26 protein-coding genes are annotated in these 23226 nt (G+C 66.0%); 10 read left to right on the forward strand and 16 right to left on the reverse strand.

The genetic code is table 11. The features are described from left to right. Nucleotides 1–113: 113 nt before the first annotated feature. The 5 genes from V6Z91_RS23565 to V6Z91_RS23585 all read left to right on the forward strand — a co-directional run bounded on the left by V6Z91_RS23565 (nt 114) and on the right by V6Z91_RS23585 (nt 4716). On the forward strand, nt 114–1514 hold the full coding sequence (locus tag V6Z91_RS23565) for a circularly permuted type 2 ATP-grasp protein (protein ID WP_338772022.1): 1401 nt from the start codon (nt 114–116) through the stop codon (nt 1512–1514). Then, entirely contained in the window at nt 1508–2443 is a 936-nt protein-coding gene (locus V6Z91_RS23570) for an alpha-E domain-containing protein (protein ID WP_338761935.1), read from the forward strand. Before V6Z91_RS23565 ends, V6Z91_RS23570 begins: the two co-directional genes overlap by 7 nt. A gap of 9 nt (nt 2444–2452) precedes the next feature. Then, the gene (locus V6Z91_RS23575; RefSeq protein WP_338761938.1) at nt 2453–3256 is read left to right on the forward strand and encodes a transglutaminase family protein; all 804 of its coding nucleotides are present in this window, start codon (nt 2453–2455) and stop codon (nt 3254–3256) included. A 50-nt stretch (nt 3257–3306) separates the two neighbouring features. Then, nucleotides 3307–4149, forward strand: coding sequence for a peptidase (locus V6Z91_RS23580; protein WP_338761941.1), 843 nt, complete (start codon nt 3307–3309; stop codon nt 4147–4149). A gap of 192 nt (nt 4150–4341) precedes the next feature. Further along, nucleotides 4342–4716 carry a hypothetical protein gene (locus tag V6Z91_RS23585; RefSeq protein ID WP_338761944.1) on the forward strand — a complete coding sequence of 125 codons (375 nt, stop codon included), beginning with the start codon at nt 4342–4344 and terminating at the stop codon, nt 4714–4716. A gap of 2 nt (nt 4717–4718) precedes the next feature. Here V6Z91_RS23585 and V6Z91_RS23590 read toward each other — a convergent pair whose 3' ends face one another. Together V6Z91_RS23590 and V6Z91_RS23595 are read right to left on the reverse strand one after the other, a co-directional pair. Further along, entirely contained in the window at nt 4719–4895 is a 177-nt protein-coding gene (locus tag V6Z91_RS23590) for a hypothetical protein (RefSeq protein ID WP_338761946.1), read from the reverse strand. Beyond that, the gene (locus tag V6Z91_RS23595; RefSeq protein ID WP_338761948.1) at nt 4892–6061 is read right to left on the reverse strand and encodes a PepSY-associated TM helix domain-containing protein; all 1170 of its coding nucleotides are present in this window, start codon (nt 6059–6061) and stop codon (nt 4892–4894) included. Before V6Z91_RS23595 ends, V6Z91_RS23590 begins: the two co-directional genes overlap by 4 nt. 181 nt (nt 6062–6242) lie before the next feature. Here V6Z91_RS23595 and V6Z91_RS23600 point away from each other — a divergent pair, with 181 nt between their 5' ends. From V6Z91_RS23600 to prsT, 5 genes are all read left to right on the forward strand, one after another. Further along, complete coding sequence (locus V6Z91_RS23600) at nt 6243–7496, forward strand: alpha/beta hydrolase (protein ID WP_338761951.1); 1254 nt, start codon at nt 6243–6245, stop codon at nt 7494–7496. A 9-nt stretch (nt 7497–7505) separates the two neighbouring features. Further along, on the forward strand, nt 7506–7907 hold the full coding sequence (locus V6Z91_RS23605; protein ID WP_338761954.1) for an Hpt domain-containing protein: 402 nt from the start codon (nt 7506–7508) through the stop codon (nt 7905–7907). Between the two features lie 384 nt (nt 7908–8291). After that, nucleotides 8292–8780: a hypothetical protein gene (locus V6Z91_RS23610; RefSeq protein ID WP_338761956.1), complete on the forward strand. Its 489-nt coding sequence runs from the start codon at nt 8292–8294 to the stop codon at nt 8778–8780. Between the two features lie 258 nt (nt 8781–9038). Then, complete coding sequence (locus tag V6Z91_RS23615; protein WP_338761958.1) at nt 9039–9701, forward strand: response regulator transcription factor; 663 nt, start codon at nt 9039–9041, stop codon at nt 9699–9701. A gap of 81 nt (nt 9702–9782) precedes the next feature. Then, nucleotides 9783–11252 (forward strand): XrtA/PEP-CTERM system TPR-repeat protein PrsT, encoded by a 1470-nt coding sequence (prsT, locus tag V6Z91_RS23620; protein WP_338761960.1) that lies wholly within the window; start codon nt 9783–9785, stop codon nt 11250–11252. 73 nt (nt 11253–11325) lie between these two features. Here prsT and V6Z91_RS23625 read toward each other — a convergent pair whose 3' ends face one another. The 14 genes from V6Z91_RS23625 to V6Z91_RS23690 form a co-directional block, all read right to left on the reverse strand. Continuing rightward, the gene (locus V6Z91_RS23625; protein WP_338761963.1) at nt 11326–11526 is read right to left on the reverse strand and encodes a hypothetical protein; all 201 of its coding nucleotides are present in this window, start codon (nt 11524–11526) and stop codon (nt 11326–11328) included. Between the two features lie 93 nt (nt 11527–11619). Further along, a complete protein-coding gene (locus tag V6Z91_RS23630; RefSeq protein ID WP_338761966.1) occupies nt 11620–11952 on the reverse strand; it encodes a hypothetical protein in 333 nt (110 codons plus the stop codon). A gap of 111 nt (nt 11953–12063) precedes the next feature. Further along, nucleotides 12064–12597: a hypothetical protein gene (locus tag V6Z91_RS23635; protein WP_338761968.1), complete on the reverse strand. Its 534-nt coding sequence runs from the start codon at nt 12595–12597 to the stop codon at nt 12064–12066. Further along, nucleotides 12594–13169 carry a glycoside hydrolase family 19 protein gene (locus V6Z91_RS23640; RefSeq protein WP_338761971.1) on the reverse strand — a complete coding sequence of 192 codons (576 nt, stop codon included), beginning with the start codon at nt 13167–13169 and terminating at the stop codon, nt 12594–12596. Before V6Z91_RS23640 ends, V6Z91_RS23635 begins: the two co-directional genes overlap by 4 nt. After that, a complete protein-coding gene (locus tag V6Z91_RS23645; protein WP_338761973.1) occupies nt 13156–13395 on the reverse strand; it encodes a hypothetical protein in 240 nt (79 codons plus the stop codon). The genes V6Z91_RS23640 and V6Z91_RS23645 overlap by 14 nt, the downstream gene beginning before the upstream one ends. A gap of 3 nt (nt 13396–13398) precedes the next feature. Then, complete coding sequence (locus tag V6Z91_RS23650; RefSeq protein ID WP_338761976.1) at nt 13399–13713, reverse strand: hypothetical protein; 315 nt, start codon at nt 13711–13713, stop codon at nt 13399–13401. 94 nt (nt 13714–13807) lie between these two features. Next, nucleotides 13808–14650, reverse strand: coding sequence for a hypothetical protein (locus tag V6Z91_RS23655; RefSeq protein ID WP_338761979.1), 843 nt, complete (start codon nt 14648–14650; stop codon nt 13808–13810). Beyond that, nucleotides 14647–14964, reverse strand: a complete 318-nt coding sequence (locus tag V6Z91_RS23660) for a hypothetical protein (protein ID WP_338761982.1) — start codon at nt 14962–14964, stop codon at nt 14647–14649. Before V6Z91_RS23660 ends, V6Z91_RS23655 begins: the two co-directional genes overlap by 4 nt. A 16-nt stretch (nt 14965–14980) precedes the next feature. Next, nucleotides 14981–15724 carry a hypothetical protein gene (locus V6Z91_RS23665; RefSeq protein WP_338761984.1) on the reverse strand — a complete coding sequence of 248 codons (744 nt, stop codon included), beginning with the start codon at nt 15722–15724 and terminating at the stop codon, nt 14981–14983. Then, the gene (locus V6Z91_RS23670) at nt 15721–15990 is read right to left on the reverse strand and encodes a hypothetical protein (RefSeq protein ID WP_338761986.1); all 270 of its coding nucleotides are present in this window, start codon (nt 15988–15990) and stop codon (nt 15721–15723) included. Before V6Z91_RS23670 ends, V6Z91_RS23665 begins: the two co-directional genes overlap by 4 nt. Next, a complete protein-coding gene (locus V6Z91_RS23675) occupies nt 15987–17324 on the reverse strand; it encodes a hypothetical protein (RefSeq protein WP_338761988.1) in 1338 nt (445 codons plus the stop codon). The genes V6Z91_RS23670 and V6Z91_RS23675 overlap by 4 nt, the downstream gene beginning before the upstream one ends. Next, nucleotides 17324–18778, reverse strand: a complete 1455-nt coding sequence (locus tag V6Z91_RS23680; protein ID WP_338761990.1) for a hypothetical protein — start codon at nt 18776–18778, stop codon at nt 17324–17326. Before V6Z91_RS23680 ends, V6Z91_RS23675 begins: the two co-directional genes overlap by 1 nt. After that, nucleotides 18775–22776: a hypothetical protein gene (locus V6Z91_RS23685; protein ID WP_338761992.1), complete on the reverse strand. Its 4002-nt coding sequence runs from the start codon at nt 22774–22776 to the stop codon at nt 18775–18777. Before V6Z91_RS23685 ends, V6Z91_RS23680 begins: the two co-directional genes overlap by 4 nt. Beyond that, nucleotides 22776–23225: a hypothetical protein gene (locus V6Z91_RS23690; RefSeq protein WP_338761994.1), complete on the reverse strand. Its 450-nt coding sequence runs from the start codon at nt 23223–23225 to the stop codon at nt 22776–22778. The genes V6Z91_RS23685 and V6Z91_RS23690 overlap by 1 nt, the downstream gene beginning before the upstream one ends. Nucleotide 23226: the final 1 nt, after the last annotated feature.

Below are 23226 nucleotides of genomic sequence, written 5' to 3' on the forward strand. Positions count from 1 at the left end.
TGCCGCGAGGAAACTCAACTGTAAAGGATTTTCAATCGTGCGCGCAGATGGCACAGCAATTGCATATCGTATGCGGTCATGGGAGGAAAACCAACGTGTACTTCTACAACGAAATGTCGGCGCCAGACGGCGTACGGCAGCACTACCGCGAGTTCGCCGCCTGGCTTGCCGAACAGACACCGGAATCGCTGGAGCGCAAGCGCCTCGAAGCGGACCTGACGTTCCGCCGGGTGGGCATCACGTTCGCCGTGTATGGCGACGACGCCGGCACGGAACGGCTGATCCCGTTCGATGCGATTCCCCGCATCATCCCGGCCGGCGAGTGGGCGCAACTGGAACGCGGGCTGGTGCAACGCGTGAAAGCGCTGAACATGTTCATCCACGACATCTACCACGACCAGGAGATCATCCGGGCCGGCGTGGTGCCGGCCGAGCAGATCTACCGGAACGCCCAGTACCGCCCCGAGATGCAGGGCATCGGCGTGGCGTCGGACATCTATGCCCACATTGCCGGGGTCGATATCGTGCGCGCCGGCGCCGGCGAATTCTATGTACTGGAAGACAATCTGCGGGTCCCGTCCGGCGTCTCCTACATGCTGGAGGACCGCAAGATGATGATGCGGCTGTTCCCCGAACTGTTCGCGCGCCACCGTGTCGCGCCGGTCGACCATTACCCCGACCTGTTGCTGGACAACCTGCGTTCGGTCGCCCCGGTCGGCGCCCCCGATCCGACGGTGGTGGTGATGACCCCGGGCATGTACAACTCGGCCTACTTCGAGCATGCATTCCTGGCCCAGCAAATGGGTGTCGAGCTCGTCGAAGGGAAGGACCTGTTCGTCAACGACAACGCGGTGTACATGCGCACCACACGCGGCCCGCGCCGGGTCGACGTGATCTACCGACGGCTGGACGACGATTTCCTCGATCCGCTGTCCTTCCGCGCCGATTCCTCGCTGGGCGTGCCGGGCCTGCTGTCGGTCTACCGCGCCGGCCGCGTGACGCTCGCCAATGCCATCGGCACCGGCGTGGCGGACGACAAGTCGATCTACCCATACGTGCCGGACATGATCCGATTCTACCTGTCCGAGCAGCCGGTGCTGAACAACGTGCCGACGTACCAGTGCCGGAAGAAGGACGAGCTCGAATACACGCTGGCCAACCTGCCCGACCTGGTGGTGAAGGAGGTGCACGGCGCCGGTGGCTACGGGATGCTGGTCGGCCCGGCCTCGACGCGCGCGCAGATCGAGCAGTTCCGGGCGCGGCTGCTGGCGCGCCCGGACGGCTATATCGCCCAGCCGACCCTGGCCCTGTCGAACTGTCCCACCTTCGTCGAGTCCGGCGTGGCGCCGCGCCACATCGACCTGCGCCCCTTCGTCCTGTCCGGCAAGACGACGTCGATCGTGCCGGGCGGCCTGACGCGCGTGGCGCTGAAGGAGGGTTCGCTGGTCGTCAACTCGTCGCAGGGCGGCGGCACGAAGGATACCTGGGTCCTGGAAAAGGAGGAAACATGCTGAGCCGCACCGCCGACCACCTGTACTGGATGGCCCGCTACACCGAGCGGGCGGAAAACACCGCGCGCATGCTCGACGTGAACGTGCAGACTGCGCTGCTGCCGCAGTCCGATACCGATGCGCAGCAGGCCTGGCGGGCCATGCTGGGCATCTCCGAGTTGCAGCAGGTCTATGACAGCCGCCATCGCGCGCTGATGCCGCGCGACGTGATCGATTTCATGGTGCGCGATCCGGCCAATCCATCGTCGATCGCGGCGTGCCTGAACGGCGCCCGCGAGAACGCCCGCGCCGTGCGCGGCACCCTCACGACCGAGGTGTGGGAGGTGCAGAACCAGACCTGGCTCGACCTGCAGGTGAAGCTGCGCCAGCGCCTCCACGAGCGCGATCCCGGCCAGTTCTTCGAATGGGTGAAGTACCGCTCCCACCTGTCGCGCGGCGTGACGATCGGCACCATGCTGCAGGACGAGGCCGTGCACTTCATCCGGCTCGGCACCTTTCTGGAACGGGCCGACAACACGGCGCGCATCCTGGACGTGAAATACCTCGGCGGCGGCGAGGACAGCGGGCGGCGCGATTTCTACTACTGGGCGGCGCTGTTGCGCTCCGTCTCCGGGTTCGAGGTGTACCGCAAGATCTACCGGGACGTGATCACGCCGGAACGCGTGGCCGAGATGCTGATGCTGCGGGCCGACATGCCGCGCTCGCTGCTGGCCTGCATGGAGGCGGTGGTGACGAACCTGCGCGAGGTGAGCAATGCCGCGTCGGCCGAGACCGAGCGGCTGGCGGGGCAGCTGCACGCCGAACTGCGCTTCGCCCGCATCGACGACATCCTGGCCGGCGGCCTGCACGATTACCTGACCGCCTTCCTGCGCCGCATCTACGAACTGGGGAACCGCGTCAGCCGCGACTTCCTCCTGCCCCTGGCCGCCTGAGGAGAAATCATGCAACTGTCGATCCGCCATGAAACCCGCTACACGTACTCCGAACCGCTGGCTTATACGATCCAGCAACTGCACCTGACGCCGCGCATCGAACCGCAGCAGCACGCCGTGCACTGGAAGCTGCTGGCGCCAGGGCACCTGAACGCCTATACGGATGCCTATGGCAACCTGTCGCACATGCTGACCATGGACCGCGCCCACGGCAACCTGGCCATCGTGGCCGAGGGCGTCGTCGAAACGAGCTCCCCCTGGCAGGGCCGTATCGCCGCGAATGATTCGCTGTCCCCGCTGATCTACACGATGCCGACCCGGCTGACGGCGCCCACGCCGGGCATCATCGAGCTGGCGGCCGCCTGCCTGCCGGACGGTAGCGCGGGCAGCCGCCACCTGATGAAGCTGGCCGAGCACATATTTGGTGCGGTCCGGTATCAAAGCGGTGCGACCGCCGTGACTACGCCGGCCGGCGACGCGCTGCAGCTGGGCAGCGGCGTGTGCCAGGACCACGCGCACATCTTCCTGGCCTGCTGCCACGCGCACGGCATTCCGGCGCGCTATGTGTCCGGCTACGTCGATCCGGAAGACACCGGGCATGCCGCCAGCCACGCCTGGGTCGACGCATGGGCCGCCGATCCGGGCCACGAAGGGTGGATCAGCATCGACGTCACCCATGCGCGCCTGATGACGGACGCCTACTGCCGCATCGCCGTCGGCCGCGACTACGAGGCGGCGGCGCCGGTGCGCGGCATGCGCCACGGCGGCGGCGACGAGGCGCTCGCTGTCGACGTCCGGATCGTGCAACAATGAGGCGGCACACCTGCGACGATGACGACGACGTCCATGATTGAAAGCACCCCATGACCTATTGTGTTGGCATGCGCCTGGATGCCGGGCTCGTATTTCTTTCCGACTCGCGTACCAATGCCGGCGTCGACCAGATCGGCACTTTTCGCAAGCTGAACGTGTTCGAGAACCCGGGCGACCGCCTGATGGTGTTGATGACGGCCGGCAACCTGTCCATTTCGCAGTCGGTGCTGCAGCTGGTGAACGACTACGTCGGCACGAACGGCTTCACGATCTGGACGGCGCCGAACCTCTACGAGGCCACGCGCATCGTCGGCGAAGCCGTGCGCGCCGTCCACTTGCGCGAAGCGCAGGCGCTGGCCCAGTGCAATATCGAATTCAACGTGGCGATCCTGTTCGGCGGCCAGATCCGCGGCGAGGCTTGCCGGCTGTTCCAGATCTACTCGGCCGGCAACTTCATCGAGGCGCACGACGAGAACACCTACTTCCAGATCGGCGAGGCGAAGTACGGCAAGCCGATCATCGACCGCGTGATCACGCCCCGCTCCTCGCTCGACGAGGCTGCCAAGTGCGCGCTGATCTCGATGGATTCGACGCTGCGGTCGAACATCTCGGTCGGCCTGCCGCTCGACATGCTGGTGTACGAAAAGGACAGCCTGGCCGTGACCCGCTTCGTCACCATCGATGAAAGGAACGAGTATTTCCAGATGCTGCGCGGCACCTGGGGCGCGCAGCTGCGGCAAGTCTTCGAAGGCATCGAGGCACCGCGCTGGCAGTCGGCACAGGGCGCGACGGCACAGCCGGTGCGCATGCCCTTGCCGGAAGCGGTGGCACCGGTGGCCGCGCCGGCGGCACTGCAGTCTCTGGCACAGCAGTTCGGCGACCCGCAACAGTAATGCCGTTGGACTTGCCCTTTCCAGCGACTATGCTGGAGAAGATGGCGGACCGGCGGGAGGGGCATGGTGCAGCGGGAATCGGAACCGAGGGGAATCGAACAGAGGGGGACGGAACGCGCGGCAGTACCGGCGGACGAACGCGCGGCGTTCCTGGACATCGTACGCGGTCGACGACAGGCCGTCGCGCGCGCGGTGGACGGATTGCGCCGCCGCGACAACGGCCTGACGTGGCTGAGCGTGATCGCCAGCGCCATCGCCACGGTGCTGACGGCCGCCCCGGCGATGGGCGGGCCGGAACTGACCCGCGCCCTCGGCTCGGCCGGGCCGGATACGCCGAGCTGGCGCATCCTGTGCGGGGTGGCCAGCATCTGTTCGCTGCTGGCGGCTATCGCCACCAACCTGCACCGGCAGCAGGACGTAACGGGCAGGCTGGCCCGCTGCCAGGCCGGCGCCGCCCGCCTCGAGGCGCTCGAACTACAGGTCGCGTTCCAGAAGGTGCCGCTGGCGGAGGCCACCGCGGAATACGGCAGGATCATCGCCGAACTGCCGCCGCTGCCCCAGGGGTAGGCTCAGCGGTCCTGCTTGCGCAGGCTGTGCCAGATCCCGACGAGCACGGGCAAGCCGAGCGCGACGCCGGAAACGGCATCCCAGACGCCATCGCCCAGCAGCGCCGCCACCAGGCCGATCGCCGTGAGGATCGCCAGCATGATCGGCACGCCCCACAGCCGCAGGAAAGCCGGGCTCATCGCGCCTCTTCCCGCGCCAGCGCCGGCACGCCCGCCACCTCGGCCGCCGCGCCCTCTTCATCGGTGGCGCGCGCCGGTACCGGCACGCCGCGCTTGAGCCACAGGTACAGCCCGCTGCCCAGCACGATGATCGACAGCACGTCGAGCGCCGCCCACAGCAATTGCAGCACCGGCCCGCCATAGTCGCCGAAGTGCAGCGGCTGCGATACCAGGAGGGCCGTCAGGTACCACGGCAGGTCGCGGCTGTCCGTCACCTCGGCGGTCTGCGCATCGACCAGCACGGGCTTGTACAGGCGCGACGTCAGCGGCGAGTCGCCGCGCATGAACACGCCGTAGTGGTGCTCGCTCGTGTACGGCGTGCCCGGGAAGGCGATGAAGCCCGCCTTCATGCCCGGTTCCAGCGCCTGGGCGCGCTGCATGGAAGCTTCCAGCGAGCCGAACTTGCTGATCGGCGGCGCGTTCTTGTACGGCGCCACCATGTCCGCCATTTCCGTTTTCTGCCAGTGCTTGAACATCAGGTCGGCCCAGGTATTGATCATGCCCGTGGCGCCCACCACGAACAGCCAGGTCAGCGTGACGATGCCCAGCAGGTTGTGCAGGTCCAGCCACTTGGTGCGGCCGGTGCGGGCCCGCCGGACGGTGCCGAATTCCAGCTTGCGCATGAAGGGGGCATACAGCACCACGCCGGAGACGATGGCGACCAGCAGCAGCAAACCCATCAGGCCGAGGAACAGCGTGCCCCACAGCCCCGCATACAGGTCCACGTGCAGGTGAAACATCACCGACATGAAGCTGCCCTCGAATTGCGGCGTGGGCAGCACCTCGGCCGTGCGGGCGTCGACCGCCGTGGCCTTGTAGTTCTCGTCCGTGCCATGGTCGCCCAGGGTCAGGTGCCAGAGGTTCGGCTCATCCGCTTCCTGGAACGCATACATCATCTTCTTGCCGGGATAAGCGGCCATGCCGGCGGCCACGATCTTGTCCATGCTGGCTTTCGGCGTATCGGCAGGCATCGGCTTCGCCTCCACTTCGGTGCCCAGCAGGTGGCCGATTTCGTGGTGATAAATCAGCGGCAAGCCGGTAATGCACAGCAGCAGCATGAAGACGGTGCAGACCAGGCTGCTCCACTTGTGGATCCAGGCCCAGCGGCGGATGGCGACGGGAGTCATGGCGGTGGCAAATGACGAGAAATATTGAAGGAGTGAATGATAATGCAAACCGTTCTCATTTACTATGCATTCGGGGTCAAAACGCGCATGGCGCCGGTATCCGGCACGCTTGACTTCCGACTGGACTTGCAATGCGGGCTGTGGTGAGATACATGCTAATAGCACCCCGGAGCCAGACCGCATGGACGTCATCACCACCGCATTGACCGCCGCGAGCGCCGATGGAAGCGCCGGCGCCGCCTACCAGGTGTTGAAGGCCCGCCTGGCAGGCAAGTCGCCCCGGGTGGATGAAGCCATCGCGGACCTGGAGGACGATCCGGGTTCGCTCTCCCGGCAGTTCGCGGTATCCGATGCGCTGGCCGCCGCCGGCCTGGCCGGCGACCGCTACCTGCGCGCGGCGGCGCGCAACCTGGTCGACGAGGTGGACCGGCGCCGCGCACTGCGTGCCTCCGCCCTCGCCGCCAACCAGCCCAATCACGCGGTCGTGCAGGTATTCTTCGCGACCGACCGGCAGCCGACCGGCGACCGCCACCCCGCCCGCCAGTTCGGGGCCGGGCGCGGTGAACTGTGCTACGGCAGTTGTGAAGTGAGCGTGCCGCGCGGCGCGCCGGATCGCGAGGCCGCGCTGCCCACGCTGCTGCGCCTGCAAGAGCGCCCCGATCCCGACGGGCATGCCGTGCTGCTGCGCTGCGACGTGGCACCGCGCGAGCGTTATTTCGCCACGCTGGCCGAGGCGGCTGCCAAGGCGGGCGGCGCGGGGCCGCTCCTGTTCGTGCACGGCTTCCGCACGAGCTTCGAGGATGCGGCGCGACGCGCGGCGGGCATCGCTTACGAACTGGGCTTCTCCGGCGTCCCGGTGCTGTACAGCTGGCCCTCGCAAGGCCGGCTGTCGGGGTATGCCGTCGACGAGACGAACGTGGAGTGGACCCAGGCGGCGCTCGGGCGCTTTCTGGCCGACCTGGCCGGGCAGGCGGGCGCGACGCCGCTTGTCGCCCTGGCGCACGGCATGGGCGCACGGGCGCTATGCGGCGCACTCGTGGATCGGCCGGAAGTGCGCGGCCAGCTGAAGCAGGTCATCCTGGTGGTCCCCGACATCGGTGCGGAAGCATTTTGCCGCGATACGGTGCCGGCGCTCGCGGCCGGCGGCGCGCGCGTCACGATGTACACCTCGCCGGGCGACGAGGCGCTGCGGGTCGCGCATGGCGCGCGCGGCGGCCCCCGCGCCGGCGACGGCAGTGCCGAACCGATCGCCTTGCCCGGCATCGAAACGATCGATGCGAGCGGTGCCGATACGAGCCTCGTCGGGACGACGAACGGGCCGTCGGTGCTGGCCGACATCCGCCTGCTGCTGGTTTCCGCGATCCCGCCTGCCGAACGCCCCGGACTGCAGGCCGCCGACACGAGTACGGGGCTGCACCGGAAATCGAACCCCTAGGAGAGTGATATGGTGGCATATGCAACTGCCTCGGACGACGCGGTGTTCTCGGTCGACGAACTGGTCGACCGCATGGGAGGCGACGCCCGCGCCGTGGCAAAGGTGGTGCGCCGCGTACGGGACTGCATCGGCAACGGCATCGAGCCGCTCAACCTTGCCGGCGAAGCGGTGCAGCAGGCGCGTTTCATGGAGGCGCGGCGCATCCTCCATAATCTGCGGCACGACGTGAGCGACCTCGGCGCCAGCCGGTTCGTCGGCGCATGCCTGGCGCTCGAGCTGGCGCTCGCGGAAGGCAGGGTCGTCGAAATCCCCCTGCTGTTCACGGCGGCGGAAACGGAACTGCGGCTCGTGATGGAGCACGCGGGCGCATGGCTCGACCAGCACGCGGGCCGCGCGACACAGCGAGCCTGATGCCGTCCCGGCCGTCCCGCCGCGGCGGCTCGTCACTGCGGTCGCCCCGCCACATGCTTTGCAAAGGCCGGGCCCCTGTTTCTGCTCGGCTCGACTTTGCTAACGTCTCGTTACAATTGTTACCCCCGCGGGGCGGTAGCCCGCGTTCCCCGGCAAATTCGACATGCTAAGATCGACAACGTTGCTGCGCTGTTGACCGTTCTTCCCATGGCGAACCGGCACCCCCAGGGAAGCAGTTGTACGCCTCCGCTCGACAGTATCCGGTATCATGGCATATCCGCCAGGCAACTTTGCCGGCAGTACGAGCTGGGCGTCAAAACCTGGCAGTGCAGACCCCGCAGTTCAGACTTCGCAGTTCAGGACTTGATAGGCAAAAACAAGAACATGGAATTATTCAACAAGTCGGGCGCGCTCGTTTCCTCTTTGCTGGTCCTGGTCGGCTCCCTGATAGCCTGCCAGGCCAAGGAAGACACTCTTCCCCCCGCTCCCGTCGTCGAAGCCGTGGCCCAGCGCTTGAGCGCACACGGCGGGGCGGCGGCCGAACGGCGGCTGCGTGAATGGGCCGACCAGGGCTCGATCGTTGCCAAGCGGGAGCTCGGCATGCTCTACCAGAGCAAGACGCCGCGCCGCGGCGAGGCGATGCGCCTGTTCGAAGAAGCCGCGCGCGCGGGCGATGCGGAAGCGGCGTTCCAGCTGGCGGAGATGTATCATCGCGCGGCCGCCGGGACCGGCCGCGGTCTGGAAAAGGCGTGGCCGCTGTACGCCCAGGCGGCCGAACACCGGCATCCCCAGGCGGCATCGCGGCTCGCATCGCTGGCCCGGGACGGCAGCGAGGAAGCCGCGCGCTGGCTCGCGGCCACGGGGCTCAAGTAGTCAATCCGGTCTCCTGCCGACGGCAGAGGACACCGCCACCCGCTTGCACTAAAGTTCACTGACACATCCTGCGCGGCGCGGATGCGCGCGCAAGAAATACCAGGGCTTTCCCGGCTTCCCGCCCCTTGCCCCGGAATCCGGATCGACGCCTGTTGTTAACGCGATTAACATCGCTTAACTTGCCTTCTCCTCGTTGCAGTTCCATCATGAATGCATGAGAAGCAACAGCATCCACTGTTGCGGAACAGGAGAACGACCATGCAAGCAAACCAGCCTTCCGTCCATATCATGCATGCGGACGCCGTGATGGCGGCCGGCATCCATGCCCTGCTCGCCGAGCGCGGCGAGTTTCACCTGACCTTGCAGGAGCGCCAGCCCCACGGCCAGGCCCACGCGCGCGTCATCGTGGCCGATTACGATAGCGGTATCACATTGGCCCGGCAGTTGTCGGCGGACCGCTTCGGCGCGGCGCCACGGGTACTGATCGTCACCCAGCTCGACAAGGAGTGGCAAGTGCGCACGGCGATGGACAGCGGTGTGCACGGCTACCTGCTCCAGGGTTGCAGCGCGGAGGAATTGCTGCGCGCGGTACAACAACTGAGCCAGGGCATGCGTTATCTGGCGGAAGCCGTGACCCGCTGTGTTGCCGACAGCCTCAGCCGGGAAACGCTGACCGGCCGCGAGACCGATGTGCTGCAATTGTTGGCCAAGGGCTGCTGCAACAAATCGATTGCGCGTGAACTGGGCATCGGCGTGGGCACCGTGAAGACACATGTGAAGGGCTTGATGAGCAAGCTCGAAGCCACCGCCCGCACCCATGCGGTCGTGGTGGCGGCCCAACGGGGCCTGATCGGGACCGGAGTGCGCTTGCCGGCCCCGGTGCCCGGCCGCCCGGGGCGCGGCAGCGGGGCGATGCAGTAGCGGCAAACAGCACGACAGGCATCGTTGAGAGCGATCAATGAGCCTGTCTGGCGATTTCCTACGCTGGCAGTTCAGCCTGCAATGGAGACCGCCATGCCCAACCACTTTGTCCGCCGCCCGTTCACTTTCCCCCGCCTGCTTGCCGCAGTCACTGCCCTGCCCCTGTTGCTGGCCCTCGGTGCCTGCGACCGATCGTTGCCGCCGGACGAGCTGATTGCCGACGCGCGCCGCTATCGCGAACACAAGGATCCGAAGGCGGCCATCATCCAGCTCAAGAATGTGGTGCAGCAGCAGCCGGATCACGCTGCGGCGCGGCTCATGCTGGGGCAGATCTACCTCGAGACCGGCGACACCGCGTCGGCCGAAAAGGAGTTGCGGCGCGCCCGCGACCTGGGCGTGAAGGCGGAGGAAGTGCTGCCCTCGCTGGGCAAGGCTATCCTGTTCCAGGGGCAGTTCCAGCGACTGCTCAACGAAATCGGCGAGGATCCGCGCAATGCCGAAGCCTTGACACTGCGTGGCCAGGCCTTGCTCGGCCTCGAGCGGCGCGACGAGGCGCGCACCCACTTCGAGCGTGCGCTGAAGCTCAAGCCCGGCTTGGCGGACGCGACGCTAGGCCTGGCCAAGGTGGCATTGCTCGGTGAACAATCCGACCAGGCCAACCGGCTGGTGGAACAGGCGATCGCACAAAACCCCGACAGCATCGATTCACTGCGACTCAAGGGCGACATGCAGCGCTTCGGCGATGACAGGGCGGCCGCGAAAAAGACGTATGAGCGCATCCTCGAGATCAAGCCGGACAACGTGCAGGCCCACATCGAGCTGGCAAACCTGGCGATCGAAGAGAATCGCCTCGATGAGGCGCGCGAGCAGATCAAGCTGGCCCGCAAGGCCCAGCCGAACAATCTGCTGATCTCCTACTCGCAAGCCTTGCTCGACTTCCGTGAAAAACGCTTCAAGTCCGCGCTCGAGCAGGTGCAACTCGTGCTGCGCACCGTGCCGGATCACCTGCCCGCGGTCCTGCTCGCCGGCGCCGTCTCCGTCGCGCTGGGGATGGATACGCAGGCCGAACAGTATCTGGGCCAGTACCTGCAGGCCCATCCCAACCAGGCTTATGCGACAAAGCTGTTGGCCACCGTCGAACTGCGCAACGGCAAGCGCCAGGATGCCGCGAAACGGACGCAGGCAGCCTTGAAGGAAGCACCCGACGATGCCGACCTGCTCGCCCTGGCCGGAGAGGCGGAAATGCGCGCCCGGAACTTCGGCCAGTCGGCGGCCTACTTCCAGAAGGCCAGTGCGATCAAGCCGGAGCGTGCCGACCTGCGGCTCGGGCACGGTCTGAGCCGACTGCATATGGGAGACAGCGCCAAGGCAATCGAGGAGCTCGAGCACGCGACGGCGGACGGCCAGGGCGCCCAGCGGGCCGTCATGCTCCTCGTCATGAGCCATTTGCGCGAAAAGCAGTTCGACAAGGCCCTGGCCGTGGTGGACGAGGCGATCGGCAAGGGCGACAGCGCGATGCTGCAGAACCTGCGGGGTACAAACTTGAAGTAGCCCTACAGGTTATTGGGTGTCCGCCCTGCCCTGCCAAATATACAGTAGTTTGGAACCCACGAAAAAATGCGGCCTACGAGCCTGTTTCTTCGTCGATATTTGGCAGCGGATTCGGCTCGCGCAGCCTTGAAAGCAGCCGTTCAAGCACCAGCCAATGGTCGTCGAAAAAGCAGGCTGTGAACGGCGCGGCGTGGCGCGCCTCAAGCTCATCGGTGAGCCGCTGCAGTAGCAGGTTCGCGTCCGGCGCGCCGCCGGGCAGTCGGTAATCGTCCATGACATACCTCCGTTGCCGAAGGTTAGAACGCCCCTGCCCGCGCGCGGTTGATCCGCGTCAAAGGCCGAGCAGGTTCGAAAATGGGAGCGCCGGTCAGCCTGAAAACGGGTCAGCCGCAGTGAGCGGCCGCACCAGCCACACCTGCTCGAAGTGCACCAGGCGGCCCTCGCGAAGCTCTACCTCATACCCGCTCAGGATGAAGCCACGCTCGTCAGCCTTCTCGATCGTCGGGTTGAACAGCGGCTTGCACACGGCTCCCGTGGCTGCCGCGCCAGGACGCAATACCTCGGCCATGTGACTGGCGCCGCCGCCGCTGCGATGGCGCTCCGTCGCGCCGAGCTTCAGGCGGCCGACGAATGGCTCAGCGGCGCGGAACTCGTCGCCGGTGATGCGCTGGCCGTCACGGCGGAGCAGGATTACAGACACGGGGAGCCCTTGCGGGCGTTCGGGGCGGGCTGCCCCGCTCATGAGATGACTTGCGCCGGACATGCGGACCTCTGGCAAATACTGTATGCGCGTACAGTATAACAGCCGGCGCTACTCGACCTTCGTTTCGTCAGCCGCGGGCCCGTTGTTCAGGGCGATGCAGGCGTCGAGTCGTTCGACCACACGCTGGTAGTTCCGCACGACTCGCCCTGTATCTGCGGCGAGGCGGAGAATATCGCCAGCCACCTCTGGCACAACTGCAGCTCCAGACCAGTCAGGCGCAGGTCCGCCGGCAGCGGATCCATCTGGGGCCGCGGCGGCGGGCGGTACGGGGGCGGCTGCTGGGCAGCGCAGGACGTCAGTGCCAGCGCGCACACGGCGCTGAGCAGCAGCGAGATTTTCGGCATAGGTTTGCTCCTTCGATTGGGCCGCGGCATCAGCGGCGGCAAGGCGGGCACGCAGGGCGCGTTCGTTCGCCAGCGCGACGGCAGCATCGGCCGCGCGCTGCTTCTCGCCCGCCATGACGGCGGCGTCGTATCCGGCCTGCCGCGCGGCCGAGACCTTGTGCGCGTGCCAGGCACAGGCGGCGACGGCAACCAGTGCGCAGGCGCCGGCCTTGATGGCCAGCCGTTCGAGAGCGATCACAGCCAGGCCTCGAACGCCTTTTCGGCGCGCTGGCGGAAGCCCACGCGGGCGGCAAGCCCGGTCGTGCCCCCGTTGATCCGCTTCGTCACCTTGATGAAGTCCCCCGCATCGGCCAGGGTATTGAGTCCCCGCGTGAGCCAGAACCAGCAGGCGGACCGCGCGGCGCCGTCCGGCGTCTCCAGGAGCTCCGGGTACTTGATCAGGTCCAGGACCAGCGCCTTGCCGCATTCGGCGTAATTCGCGCGTCCTGTGACCTGGATCAGGCCCCGCCCGCGGTACTTGAAGCCGTCGCCGGTCTGGGTGTTGCCCAGGTCCTTGCGCCCCTCATAGCCGCGTTGCTGTTCGGTCGGTCCCCACAGCTCACGGACGAAGTTGAGCGAGCCGGACTCGTGAGCGATCTGCGCCAGGAACATCGTGGCGCGCGGCACCGTGGAAATGCCGCATTCGAGCATCGCGCGGCGCAACGGCTCGGCGTACAGCTCGGCCTTTTCGCGGCGCGCGGTCGGCATAATTTCCATGAGGATGTCCGCGGACAGGATTCGCCGCACGGCCTTGGCTTTATCGGATTGCATAGCGGCGGGCTCCGTACGCGGCCAGCATCAACGCCGGCAAGATGATGAATAGCGGGTGAGGATGCGCGCAGGCAGCCACGCCAAGCACAGCCAGCGACAGCGCGCCCAGGTAATACCAGCGAACCACGAAGCGTTCAGCGTCGGTCATGTGGTTCAGGCGCCAGACGGTCAGCGACAGCAGCCCAATGCAGAGGGCCGCTTGCAGGATTACGAGCACGATGGTCATGGCTCACTCCTTCGACCATGGAAAGCGCAGCTTGCGAATATTCTCTGCGGCCGTTTCCTGGATGACCGGGATCAGCGGAACGCAGATTGCGGCCACGAGAATTGCGCCGGCCATGGACAGCGCTTTCTGTTCGGGGAAGTTGTCGAGACAGGCATAGCCGGCCAGCACGCCGCAGGCGAATGCGACGATGGCATTGATGCCGGCACGCACCGGGTGTACTGGCTCTGCGCGACTCAGCGCGTAGGCAGTACCGAGGGCGGACAGGCCCAGCAGCACAGTTTTGATCCCGCCGACATGCTCGGGGATAGGGTTGTCCATTGGACAGGCTCCAATCGGTTTTGATGCGCCGATCGTAGCCCGAATTGCTTTGCGTAAATTGGCTCGGGGAACTGCCGTTGTCCCGCAGTGTTGCTTACACTTCTTCCAGCTCCAGTGTGGTCGCGTACGTACGGTAGCGCACGATGCGCTGGGCCGTCGTTTTCGACAAGCGCCCGAACAGCGTATGGTCGCGCTCGGCCGCCGCGTCCTCAATGCCCGGCAACAGGCTCACCAGCATGGCGTGTGTCACGCCGTTGCCGGCAGCAATGTCGAGCATCGCCGCGCGGTCGGCCGGCGTCATGTGCTCGAGGCTGAAAGACAAGGTGCGGTAGCGCGTACCCGCCTCGGTGAGCAGGCCGCCCGCCGCCGTGCGCTCATGGCGCCCGGTGTCGACCGGCGTCATGGCCACGTCATAGCCGGCGTTCTCGTCCGGGCTCCAGTAGTCGCCGATCACCAGCGCCGCAGCCTCGATCGCGCCGGCCGCGTTGGCAGCGTCGGCAATCTCCACCGTCAGGCTGGCCGCGTTGACCACCGCTGGCAACCACACCACCGCGCAGGCTCCGCCGCCGTGCGCGTAGGCGGTGGCCGCCTGCGCCGCCGTGAACCCGCGCACGCGCCGCGCCGGTGCCGGGCAACAGGTCACCACCCCGCTATCGGACGTTGGCGCCGCCCACGGGTCCGTGGTGGCCGGGTTGGTCGACAGGCGCACGCGCATGGTGGCAGTCGGCGAGAGGTTGCACACCGGCAGCGCGATGCAACGCACCGGCTCGGGCGTGGCCCATTTCGCCGTCAGGCGGGCCGTGGTGCCGGTCGCGCGCCACAGCGTCGACTTGTTCTCGTCTTGCAGGTTGCCCACCACCAGGGCGCCGGCCGTGCTGGACGCCGTGAGCGTGGCGCGCGGCGCCGCGTTGTCGTAGACGATGCGCAGGTTACTCATGCGTCCTCGCTCGGCGGCTCGATCGGCAGCGCGACGGCCTCGCCCTCGGCGAGCATGAATTGCTCAAGTACCACCAGCGCCGATTCGACAGCCGGCAGGCTCGTCAGGTCGACGCCCGCCAGGCTCTCCAGCGGCACTGGAATATTCTCCCATTGCCAGGCGATCGGGCGATGATTGCGGTAGGCCGTTTCGCTCACATACGAGCGCACCAGCAAATACGCATAGCCGGCCTCGCATTCGATGCGAATGGAAATAACCTTGTGATACGCAATCGGCGTGCCGCTCGGCGCTTCGATTTCTTTAATAATGGGCATGACGTTTCCTTTTTAATTATGGCAGCGTGGCGCCCTCGATTAAAAAACATGGCGTGTTAAATAATTCCAGCCCCTCGCCCAAACCGAGCGGCTCTTCGGAAAAATATTGATACCGCTGCAATGTAACAACATCCTCTTTTACCACCGTGGCCGATTCGCGGCGCCACATAGATCGCTGCGAAACATAATCGTAGGTATGCACGCCAACTGCGCCTTCTGCGCTAAATGTCGATGCCGGCGTGCCGATGATTACCGGGCGCGTGAGCGCGGGGATGGTGATGCCGCTGCTGCGGGCGCGGGCGAGTGCGAACGCGCGAGGAAACAGGATATTCGGACGTGTCAGGTCATAGGCAAGCGTCCCGTCGGGCTTGAATATTTGAAACACCATGCCCGTCTGCGGCGTCTGCGGCACGCCATAGGCCCACACGTCGAGCGCGTATTGCGTGATGTCAAATTGGTTGGCGTCCGCATCCGTGCCGCAATGGCAGCGCACTTCCCACACGCCCGGCGACACCTGGAACGCCCCGAGAATGCCAACCCGCTTGCCCAGCGGCAGGTCGACAGCGAACAGCACCGGGCCGGGCCAGTTGATGCGGTATCGGGAATAGCCCGCGCGCCGGCCTGGCGAGCGGGCGGTGGCGCTGCCGCTGGCCTGCACCAGCTCGACCAGGCCGGCGCGGCCGATACAGTGCAAGCCCTGGCCGTCGCTACTGATTACCAGCTCATTCGCCGGATTGGTAATTTTTAAAATCGTGCTCATTTTGCAAATAATGCGTAGCTGGAGCCGGCGGTCAACTCATTGAAATTGAAACGAAGATAACCTAAATCGTTATCGGTCGTGTACAGCGTGCCGCGACCGCCTGCGGATAATGCAAACCCGGTGGCGCCGACAATATCGGGAAACGTGATCGAACCGCCGCCCGTTGGCGGCGTATAAAACCCCAGGCACACGCCGCCAACGGCCAATTCCGAATCAAACGTGAGTTGCCCGGTATTGGCATCCCATAGCCGCAATACCATGCTCACAATGAACTATCCCCCAGGTGCAAGACCTTCACGTTATTGGCCGCGTACATTTTGATGACGTTATCGGCAATTTCCGTGCGAGCACCGGTCGCCGACGTGCGCAGCAGGCCAATCGTCGCGCTCAACGCCTCCAGGGAATTGACCTTGATCTTCCTCGCCGTTACGGCGTCGTCCTTGATCAGCACGCCGTCGGAAACACGCGTGATGCTCAAGCTGGCGAGCTGCATATAGCCCGTGGTGATGGCGTTGCGGATGCGGATCATACCCACCGACACGCGACTGTCCTCGTTGAGCGTCACGGTTTTGCTAAATGTCAGCACCCCGTTTCGTGGCGTCGTATGGTTGAACTGCACCGGCAGGCCGTCGCTTTCCCAGTTGCCCACCGTGGGGGCGCCCATGCTATCGAACGCCTGGAACGGCTGATACCAGAACACGCTGGCCACGCCGCCAAAATCCCCACTCAGGGCGATTTGAAACTCGACGTGATAGGTCGCGCCCGGAGTCATCGGGAACAGCATGCTATCGCTGTTGACCTCTGCGCCGCCGGTCGGCCCGAGAATCAGCGTGGCGCCACCCTTCCAGGGCGAATTGGCACCCGCCTCGTCGTTCACTTGATGGCCGACGCGGCGCCACCAGGCCAGGTCGCGGAATTTGGGGTCAGGGATCAGGTTGTCGCCGTTGCCCGAGACGCGGATGCTGCTGGCGGTGATTGCCTCGGTCGCCAGCGCTTCGGCGTACACGGTGCCGCGTACCAGCTGATTGCCGTCGATCACCTGCGCGACGTTCTCCCAGCTATCGCCGTCCCATAGTTTCGTTTTAGCGAATCCGGCCGCGTTGTTGAACAGCGTCACCGCGTCAAGCTTACGGGGCGTGCCGTAGCCGAAGGCGGCGATGGCCGCCACGGCCTCGCTGTCCGACCAGACCACGGCGCCAGTCGGCGCTGAGATGTTGATGTTGCCCCGCACGCCGTCGATGCCCTGCGTGCCGTCCGCCACCTTCGCCACCGTGGCGACCTGCGTGTATTGCACGCCGTCGACCGTGAGCGTCGCCGTTACCGTGCTGGACAGGGCGGCCATCGCGCCGTATGGAATCGTCAGCTCGTTGCCGTCTACAATCGGCGTGAACTCCCCAGCCGGCCAGGACCAGGCGACGGAACCCGTCATATTGAGCAGCGTCGCGCGGAACGTGATCGAACCGGGCGAGCCGGTGCCGTTGCCGGCCACCTTGAAAATGGCAGCCGAGGGCGTTACGATCATCGCGCGATCGGTCGGCGGTGCGAAGCGCGGCACCGTGGCCATGATCAATACGTCGCGGTCGTTGACGAAATCGGCCATTAGACCGTTACCTCCATAGTGATGCGCAGGGTTCCCCAATCCACCGACCGGGAAGTGACGAGCCCGACCTTGCTGGCGGCCAGGCCAAAGCGATTGCTGTACAGGCGCACCGCGGCGCCCAGCTCCGTGAGCAGTTGCGCCGGAGCGGCTTCGAATCGGTACGTGGTGCGCGGCTGCTTGACGATGGCCAGGCGGCGCGCGGCCTCGGCCTCGGCGTCCGTCTTGCGCAGCAGGCAGGTATCAACCTGCACCGGCTCGGCGTCCAGCTTGTAGGCCGCCTTCACGGCGGCATCTTCGGCCGTGACCGTCAGCCACTCCTGCGCGTACAGCGCCTTGTGCGCGGGCCACACGCTCGTTTGCATATTCTCCTGTACCGTCCAGTTACGGCAGTAGCCGATTTTCACGGCGGCGGCCACCTCGGAGCGCTTGACGATCTGAATGCTGCGGTCGATCTGCTGCGCCGGCGGAATCTCGATCCCGGCCGAGCTCGGCATGGCGAACTGGATCAGGCGCAGCTTACCGGCCATGGACGGCACGAGCTGCGCGCCCACGCTGGCGGCGAGCTGCTGGGCGGCCACGAGCACATTGGTGCGCTCGCGCAGGTACAGGCCCACCGGCTGCGGGTTGGCCGTGTTGAACGCGGCGAGCTGCGCCGCGTCCAGGTCCGCTGCAGTAAACCGCGTGGCGGCCTTGCCGCATTGCGTCACCAGGTACTCGACCAGCTTCGCGACCGTGTTCACGTAGGCGCCGCCCAGCTTGACGCCCTGCGCGCTGCACGTGACCTGCGCGCCGTCCATCACATTGGCGCTGAACGTGAAGCGGCCGGCGGCAAGGCTGGTCGTCACGGCGCGCGGTTTGCCGTCTACGCGGACCTCCTTCAGTTCCTCGGCTCCAGGCAGGCCGAACGCATATTCGAGCGTGTTCGGGTTGGTCAGCACCGGCTCGATGTTGTGGCCTTCGCCCAGCAGCACCGGCACCAGGCTATCCGGGCTCGGCGCGTTGCCGCCGATCTTCGTATCCGTCACCGGGCTATTCAGGCGCTCCATCTGGTTCGCCAGCCGCAGATTCAGCCGATCCCGGGATTTGCATCCGATATCGATGACCACGCCAGCGAACACCTGGCGGAAATCCTCGCGCGGCCAACGAATGTCGCCCAGGAACGCCGCGACCGGCTGATTCGTCCACACGTCGTCCAGCCACGCATCGCGCGCGCCGTCCGCATTGTGGATTTCGATATCGCCCGCCGACAGCGAGGCATCAGCATCCATGGCGATCGATTCGGTGATGCGCAGGCCGCCGGCCACCACCGCCTGATAAGGCGTCTCGGGCGGGGCGTTGCGGTAGGCGAGCGTCGACAGGTAGCGCGTGCCGGCCGAGGAGCCGACCTCGAACAGCATGCACCGAATGGCGTCGCTGGAGGCCAGCCAGGCGGCGAATTGAGGGTCGGTCATCATACCGGCACCCGCGTTGCGTTCTCGGCCTGCCATGCGCCGTCCACCATCGCCGAGCGCGTGCCGGCGTTGATCTTGTCGGCTGCCTGATCGGCTGCGACCACGGTCGCCGTGATCTGGGCGCCTGTCTGCCGCTCGGCATCCGCGCGCAGCTTCGCCAGCTCTTCGTGCACGGCGCGCAGCTCGGCCACCACCTCGGCATAGCTGAACGCGCTGGACGAGGAGAACTCGACCGGCGCGAACGCCTGCGCCGTCGTGGTCGGGCGCGTGGTGCCCGCTACCGGCGTGCCGGTGGCGATCGCCTGCAAGATACCGTTGATACTCTCCAGCGTGGCCGAGTTGCCCAGCAGGGCATCCAGGCTCGCTTGCGCCACGTCGACCGAATCGGTCGCCCACTGCGCCAAGTAGTCGTTGGTCTGCATGACAGTAGCCAGGTCCGACGAGTATTGCGCGTCGCCGCCGTTGATGCGCTGCGAGATTTGCAAGAACGCCTGCTCTACCGATTCGAGGTTGCTGCGGGCCGTCTCGTCGCCAGCATAGGCGAGCTGGCGCGTCTGTTCGAACTGGCGCCGCGCCTCGGCATACTGTTGCTCGGGCGTCAGGTTCGACAGGTCGCCCAGCACGAGCGAGTCATTGATGCTGGCTACGCTGGTCGCGAAGTCCTGCATCTTGCCGATGAAATCCGACAGGCTGCTACGCGCCGACTCCTGCGCGGCCTGCTGCGCGGCCGTCAGCTTGGCAAGCTCCTCGGCGGCGCGCGTGTCCTCGATCTGCTTCACGTAGTCGGCCACCGCCTTAAACTGCGGCGCCAGCGCGAGCAGTTGCGCATAGGTCTTGCTGCCGGCCTCGGTGGCCAGCGTGCCCGAGTTGGCCAGGCCCAGCACCAGCGCCTTAAACTGGTCGTTGGTCTTGACGCTGGCATAGCCCAGCGCGGCCATCTGCTCGGCCACGGCCTTCTGTACCGGCGCCATGCGCTCGGCCTCGGTCAGGAAATTCTGCTGGAAGAAATTCGACATCGTGGCCAGGGCATCGACGCCGCCGGCCAGCGCAATCAGCCGCTCGCGCGCCTCGATCGAGGCGAGGCCGATTGCCCCGAATGCCTTGCTCGCGTCCACGCCGAGCGCCTGCATGATGGCGTTGACGTTCACCACGTCGCCGGCCACCCGTTGCAGCGTCGTCGCCAGCGTCTCGCCCTCGGCCGACAGGCGCGACAGGCCCGGCAACACCATGCCCGCCAGATCGTCGGCCACGCCCGAGAACATCGCAGCAATCGCCTCCTGATTCTTGGCCTCATCGTTCGACAACACCAGCTTGATCTGCTTGCTGTAGCCGTCGATCACCGACGTTTGCAGGCCCAGCATTTCGCCGAAGCCCTTGACGCTGGCGGCGATCGCCAACATGGAATTGTCGAAGCCGGCTTCTTGCTCGGTCGTCAGGCCGGCTTTCCGCGTGTAGCGCTTGTCGGAGCGGAACACGCCGCCCTTTTCCAGAATGTTCGCGTACATCTCGCCCGTAAAGCCGCCCGCCGACAGCGAGCCGGTCAAGCCCTGCTCGGTGATTTCGGGATTCTTGCGGCCGAACAGTTTCGACACCGGCGCCAGGCCGGAAATGATATTGGCCGTGCTGTTGCTGAAGCCCAGCTTGCGGGCCAACTGGTCTACCAGGTTGATACCGCTTCCGAGGTTCTGGCCCAGCTTGTTGACGCTGCCGTTATTGAAGTCCCAGCCCTGCTTGTACAGGGAATTGGAGGCCATCATGCCGCTGATAATCCAGCCAATCACGGGGATGGCGTTGGCGAAGCCCGCGCCCGCCGACACGCCCGCCGCGCCCGCGGCATTGCCGGCGCCCGAGGCAACGGCCGCGCCTGCGCTCGCCTGCGCGGTCGTCATGCCCATGCCCATGCCGAAGCCTTGCAGCGCCGAGGAGCCGAACGTAACGCCCAGGTCGGCAATCACGCCGCCCATGGACGAGGCGAGGCCGCCCGTAAAGGCCGAATACAGGTTCTTGCCCATGGACACCATATCCATGATGCCCAGCGAGCCGCCGCTACCGCTGCTGCCGCCACCGAAGCCGCCGAAGATGGACGCCAGCGAGGAAAGCATATCGCCGCCGCCGCTCGCGCTGGCGTTCGCTTGCAAGTTGACAATCCATTTCTTGGCCGTCATCTGGTACAGCCAGTCGAAGAACACGTTTTTCGCGCTCTCCTTGATGCGCTGCCAGATGCCCTTGCCGCCGTCCTCGATGCTGCGGAACGTCTGCCGGGCCGTGTCGTCCAGGTCTTTCCAGAAATCCGTGTTCGCCTTGAGTTTGGTCAGCTTCGTTTGCAGTTCCAGCTGATCCTCGGTTGCGGCGATCAGGCGGAACAGGCGATCTTGCTCGGCCGCGTCATCGGTGGCGGCCATCTTGCGATTCAGCTCGGCCAGCGTCAGGCGCAGTACGGCATCCTCGGCCAGGCCGTAATGCTCGACTTCCTGTTTCAGCGCCTCGACGCGCGCCTCGGCCGCCGACACCTCGGACGAGGAGGCGGCAAAGCCCTTTTGCAGCAGCTCGACATAGTGCTCGCGCTCTTGCGTCACCTGCTCGATGGCGATTTTCTCGGCAAGCTGGGCCTCGACCATTTCGCGCTGTTTCGGCGTCAGCAGCGCCGCGATGCGGGCCATGTCCTGGCGCACCTTGAGCGCGTCGCGCTGGGCCGGCGTGAGCGCCTCCACGGCGTCGCGCTCGGCGCGCAGCATGGCCAGCTCGTCGGCGCCGGCGCGCACGGTCTGCGCGTACCATTTCGCCGCATCGTCGGCCGCCTTCTTCTGCGCGGCCGACTTCTGCGTGACCGCCTCGCGGGCGATGCCGAAGCGCGCCAGGTCGTCGCGCTGCTCGCGCTGCTTTTCCTCGGACTCGTTCTCGCGCACCTTGCGCGCCACCGCCGCGGCCCAGCGGATTTTCTCGGTCTGCGCGTCGATCATCTGGCGCTCTTCTTCGGCGTCCGCCTTGCGCATGCCGGCAATGCGCTTGGCCTCGTCCCAATCGCCGCGCGCCAGCGCAACAATGGTCGCGGCAAACGCGCCAATATCCTTGCCCACGGCCTTGAACACGTAGGCCGTATTGGCTGCCACCACAGCGCCCACCGTGAAAATCTCGGTCAACGTGTCGTGCAGCAGGCCATACTCCTCCACCTTCTTGCCGCCGGCGTCCAGCTCGCCCGAGAACGAACGCACGATGGCCTGCAAGTCGGTCAGGGCGCCGGACAGGGCCAGCACAGACGATAAGGCCGCCTCGCCGAAGCCCGATTGCGAGAACGCCAGCAGGGTAGCATCCCACGTGTCGGCCAGGCCGGAGATTGCGCCGTCGAGCGTTTTCGCGCGCAGCTCCATACCGCCCGCGAAATTGATTTCGCCCAGGCGCATCAAATATTGCTCGATCGCCTGCGCGTTGTTGGCGACCGTCGTCGTCGTGCCCTGGAACGTCAGCGCGACGCGATCGCCTTCCTGCTTGGCCTTGATGCCGAATTCTTTCAGGCGTTCGAATTCGCCCGTGGTGGCGTCGGCAACGGCCTCCACGAGCTGCGACAGGTCTTTGCCCATCGCCGCGGCCGTGTTCCCGTAGGCGGTCAATGCGCGCTCCGAAGGTGTCAAGCCCAGGTTGCGCAGTTGGATAAACGCTTTCGTGGTTTCTTGGAGGCCGTACGGCGTGTTGGCGGCGAAGCGCTGGAGCGCGGCGAACGCCTGCCCGGCGGCGCCCGCCGAGCCGGTGGCGGTGATCAGCGAAGCGTTGAGCTTGTCGAAATCGCGCTGTGCGTTGACCATGGCCGAGCCGAAGTCGATCGCCTTGGCGATCAGTGCCAGACCAGCGAGGCCAGCGCCCAGCGACTTGACCACGCCGCCAATGCTGTCCATCTGGTTTTCGGCCCGGCGGCCGGTGCGCACTAGGTTATCGAGCGCGCTTTCGCCCTGCCGGACCTGGCGCGCATCAACCCGGATGCCCAATTCTGCAATATCTTGTGCCATTAGTTCCGGGCTCCTTTACGCATGCCGCTCTTCGCCTCTTCCAATCCTGCAAACATCTTCCGCAAGCCCTGATCTACTTGAGCGCGTCGCGCTGCAACTTGCTCCGGGTCCGTCTCATCAAACTCGATCGCCGGGCTTGGGCACTCGGGCGCTTTCGCCTTGTGCAACATCCCCAGGTAGGCCCGGCTCATCTGCTTGAGCGCGTCGGACTCGAAATCATCAAGATCGCGCCCGCTACGCCGGCACCAGGCATCCAGCTCGGCGAACGTCAATTCGTGATCGCCCACGCCCGGCCCGACCTTGAGGAAGTAGCCGACGAGGTATTCCAGCGTCGGCTCCAGCTCGGGCGGCTCCAGCTCGGGCACCTCTTCGCCTCTGCGCCGCTTAATCTCCAGCCGGGCCCCGCGCGGCACCTTCTCTTTCTCTGGCGTGGCATGTAGCCACGCCATC

Origin of the sequence: Massilia sp. METH4 (assembly GCF_037094685.1) — a bacterium.
Classification (GTDB): domain Bacteria; phylum Pseudomonadota; class Gammaproteobacteria; order Burkholderiales; family Burkholderiaceae_D; genus Rugamonas.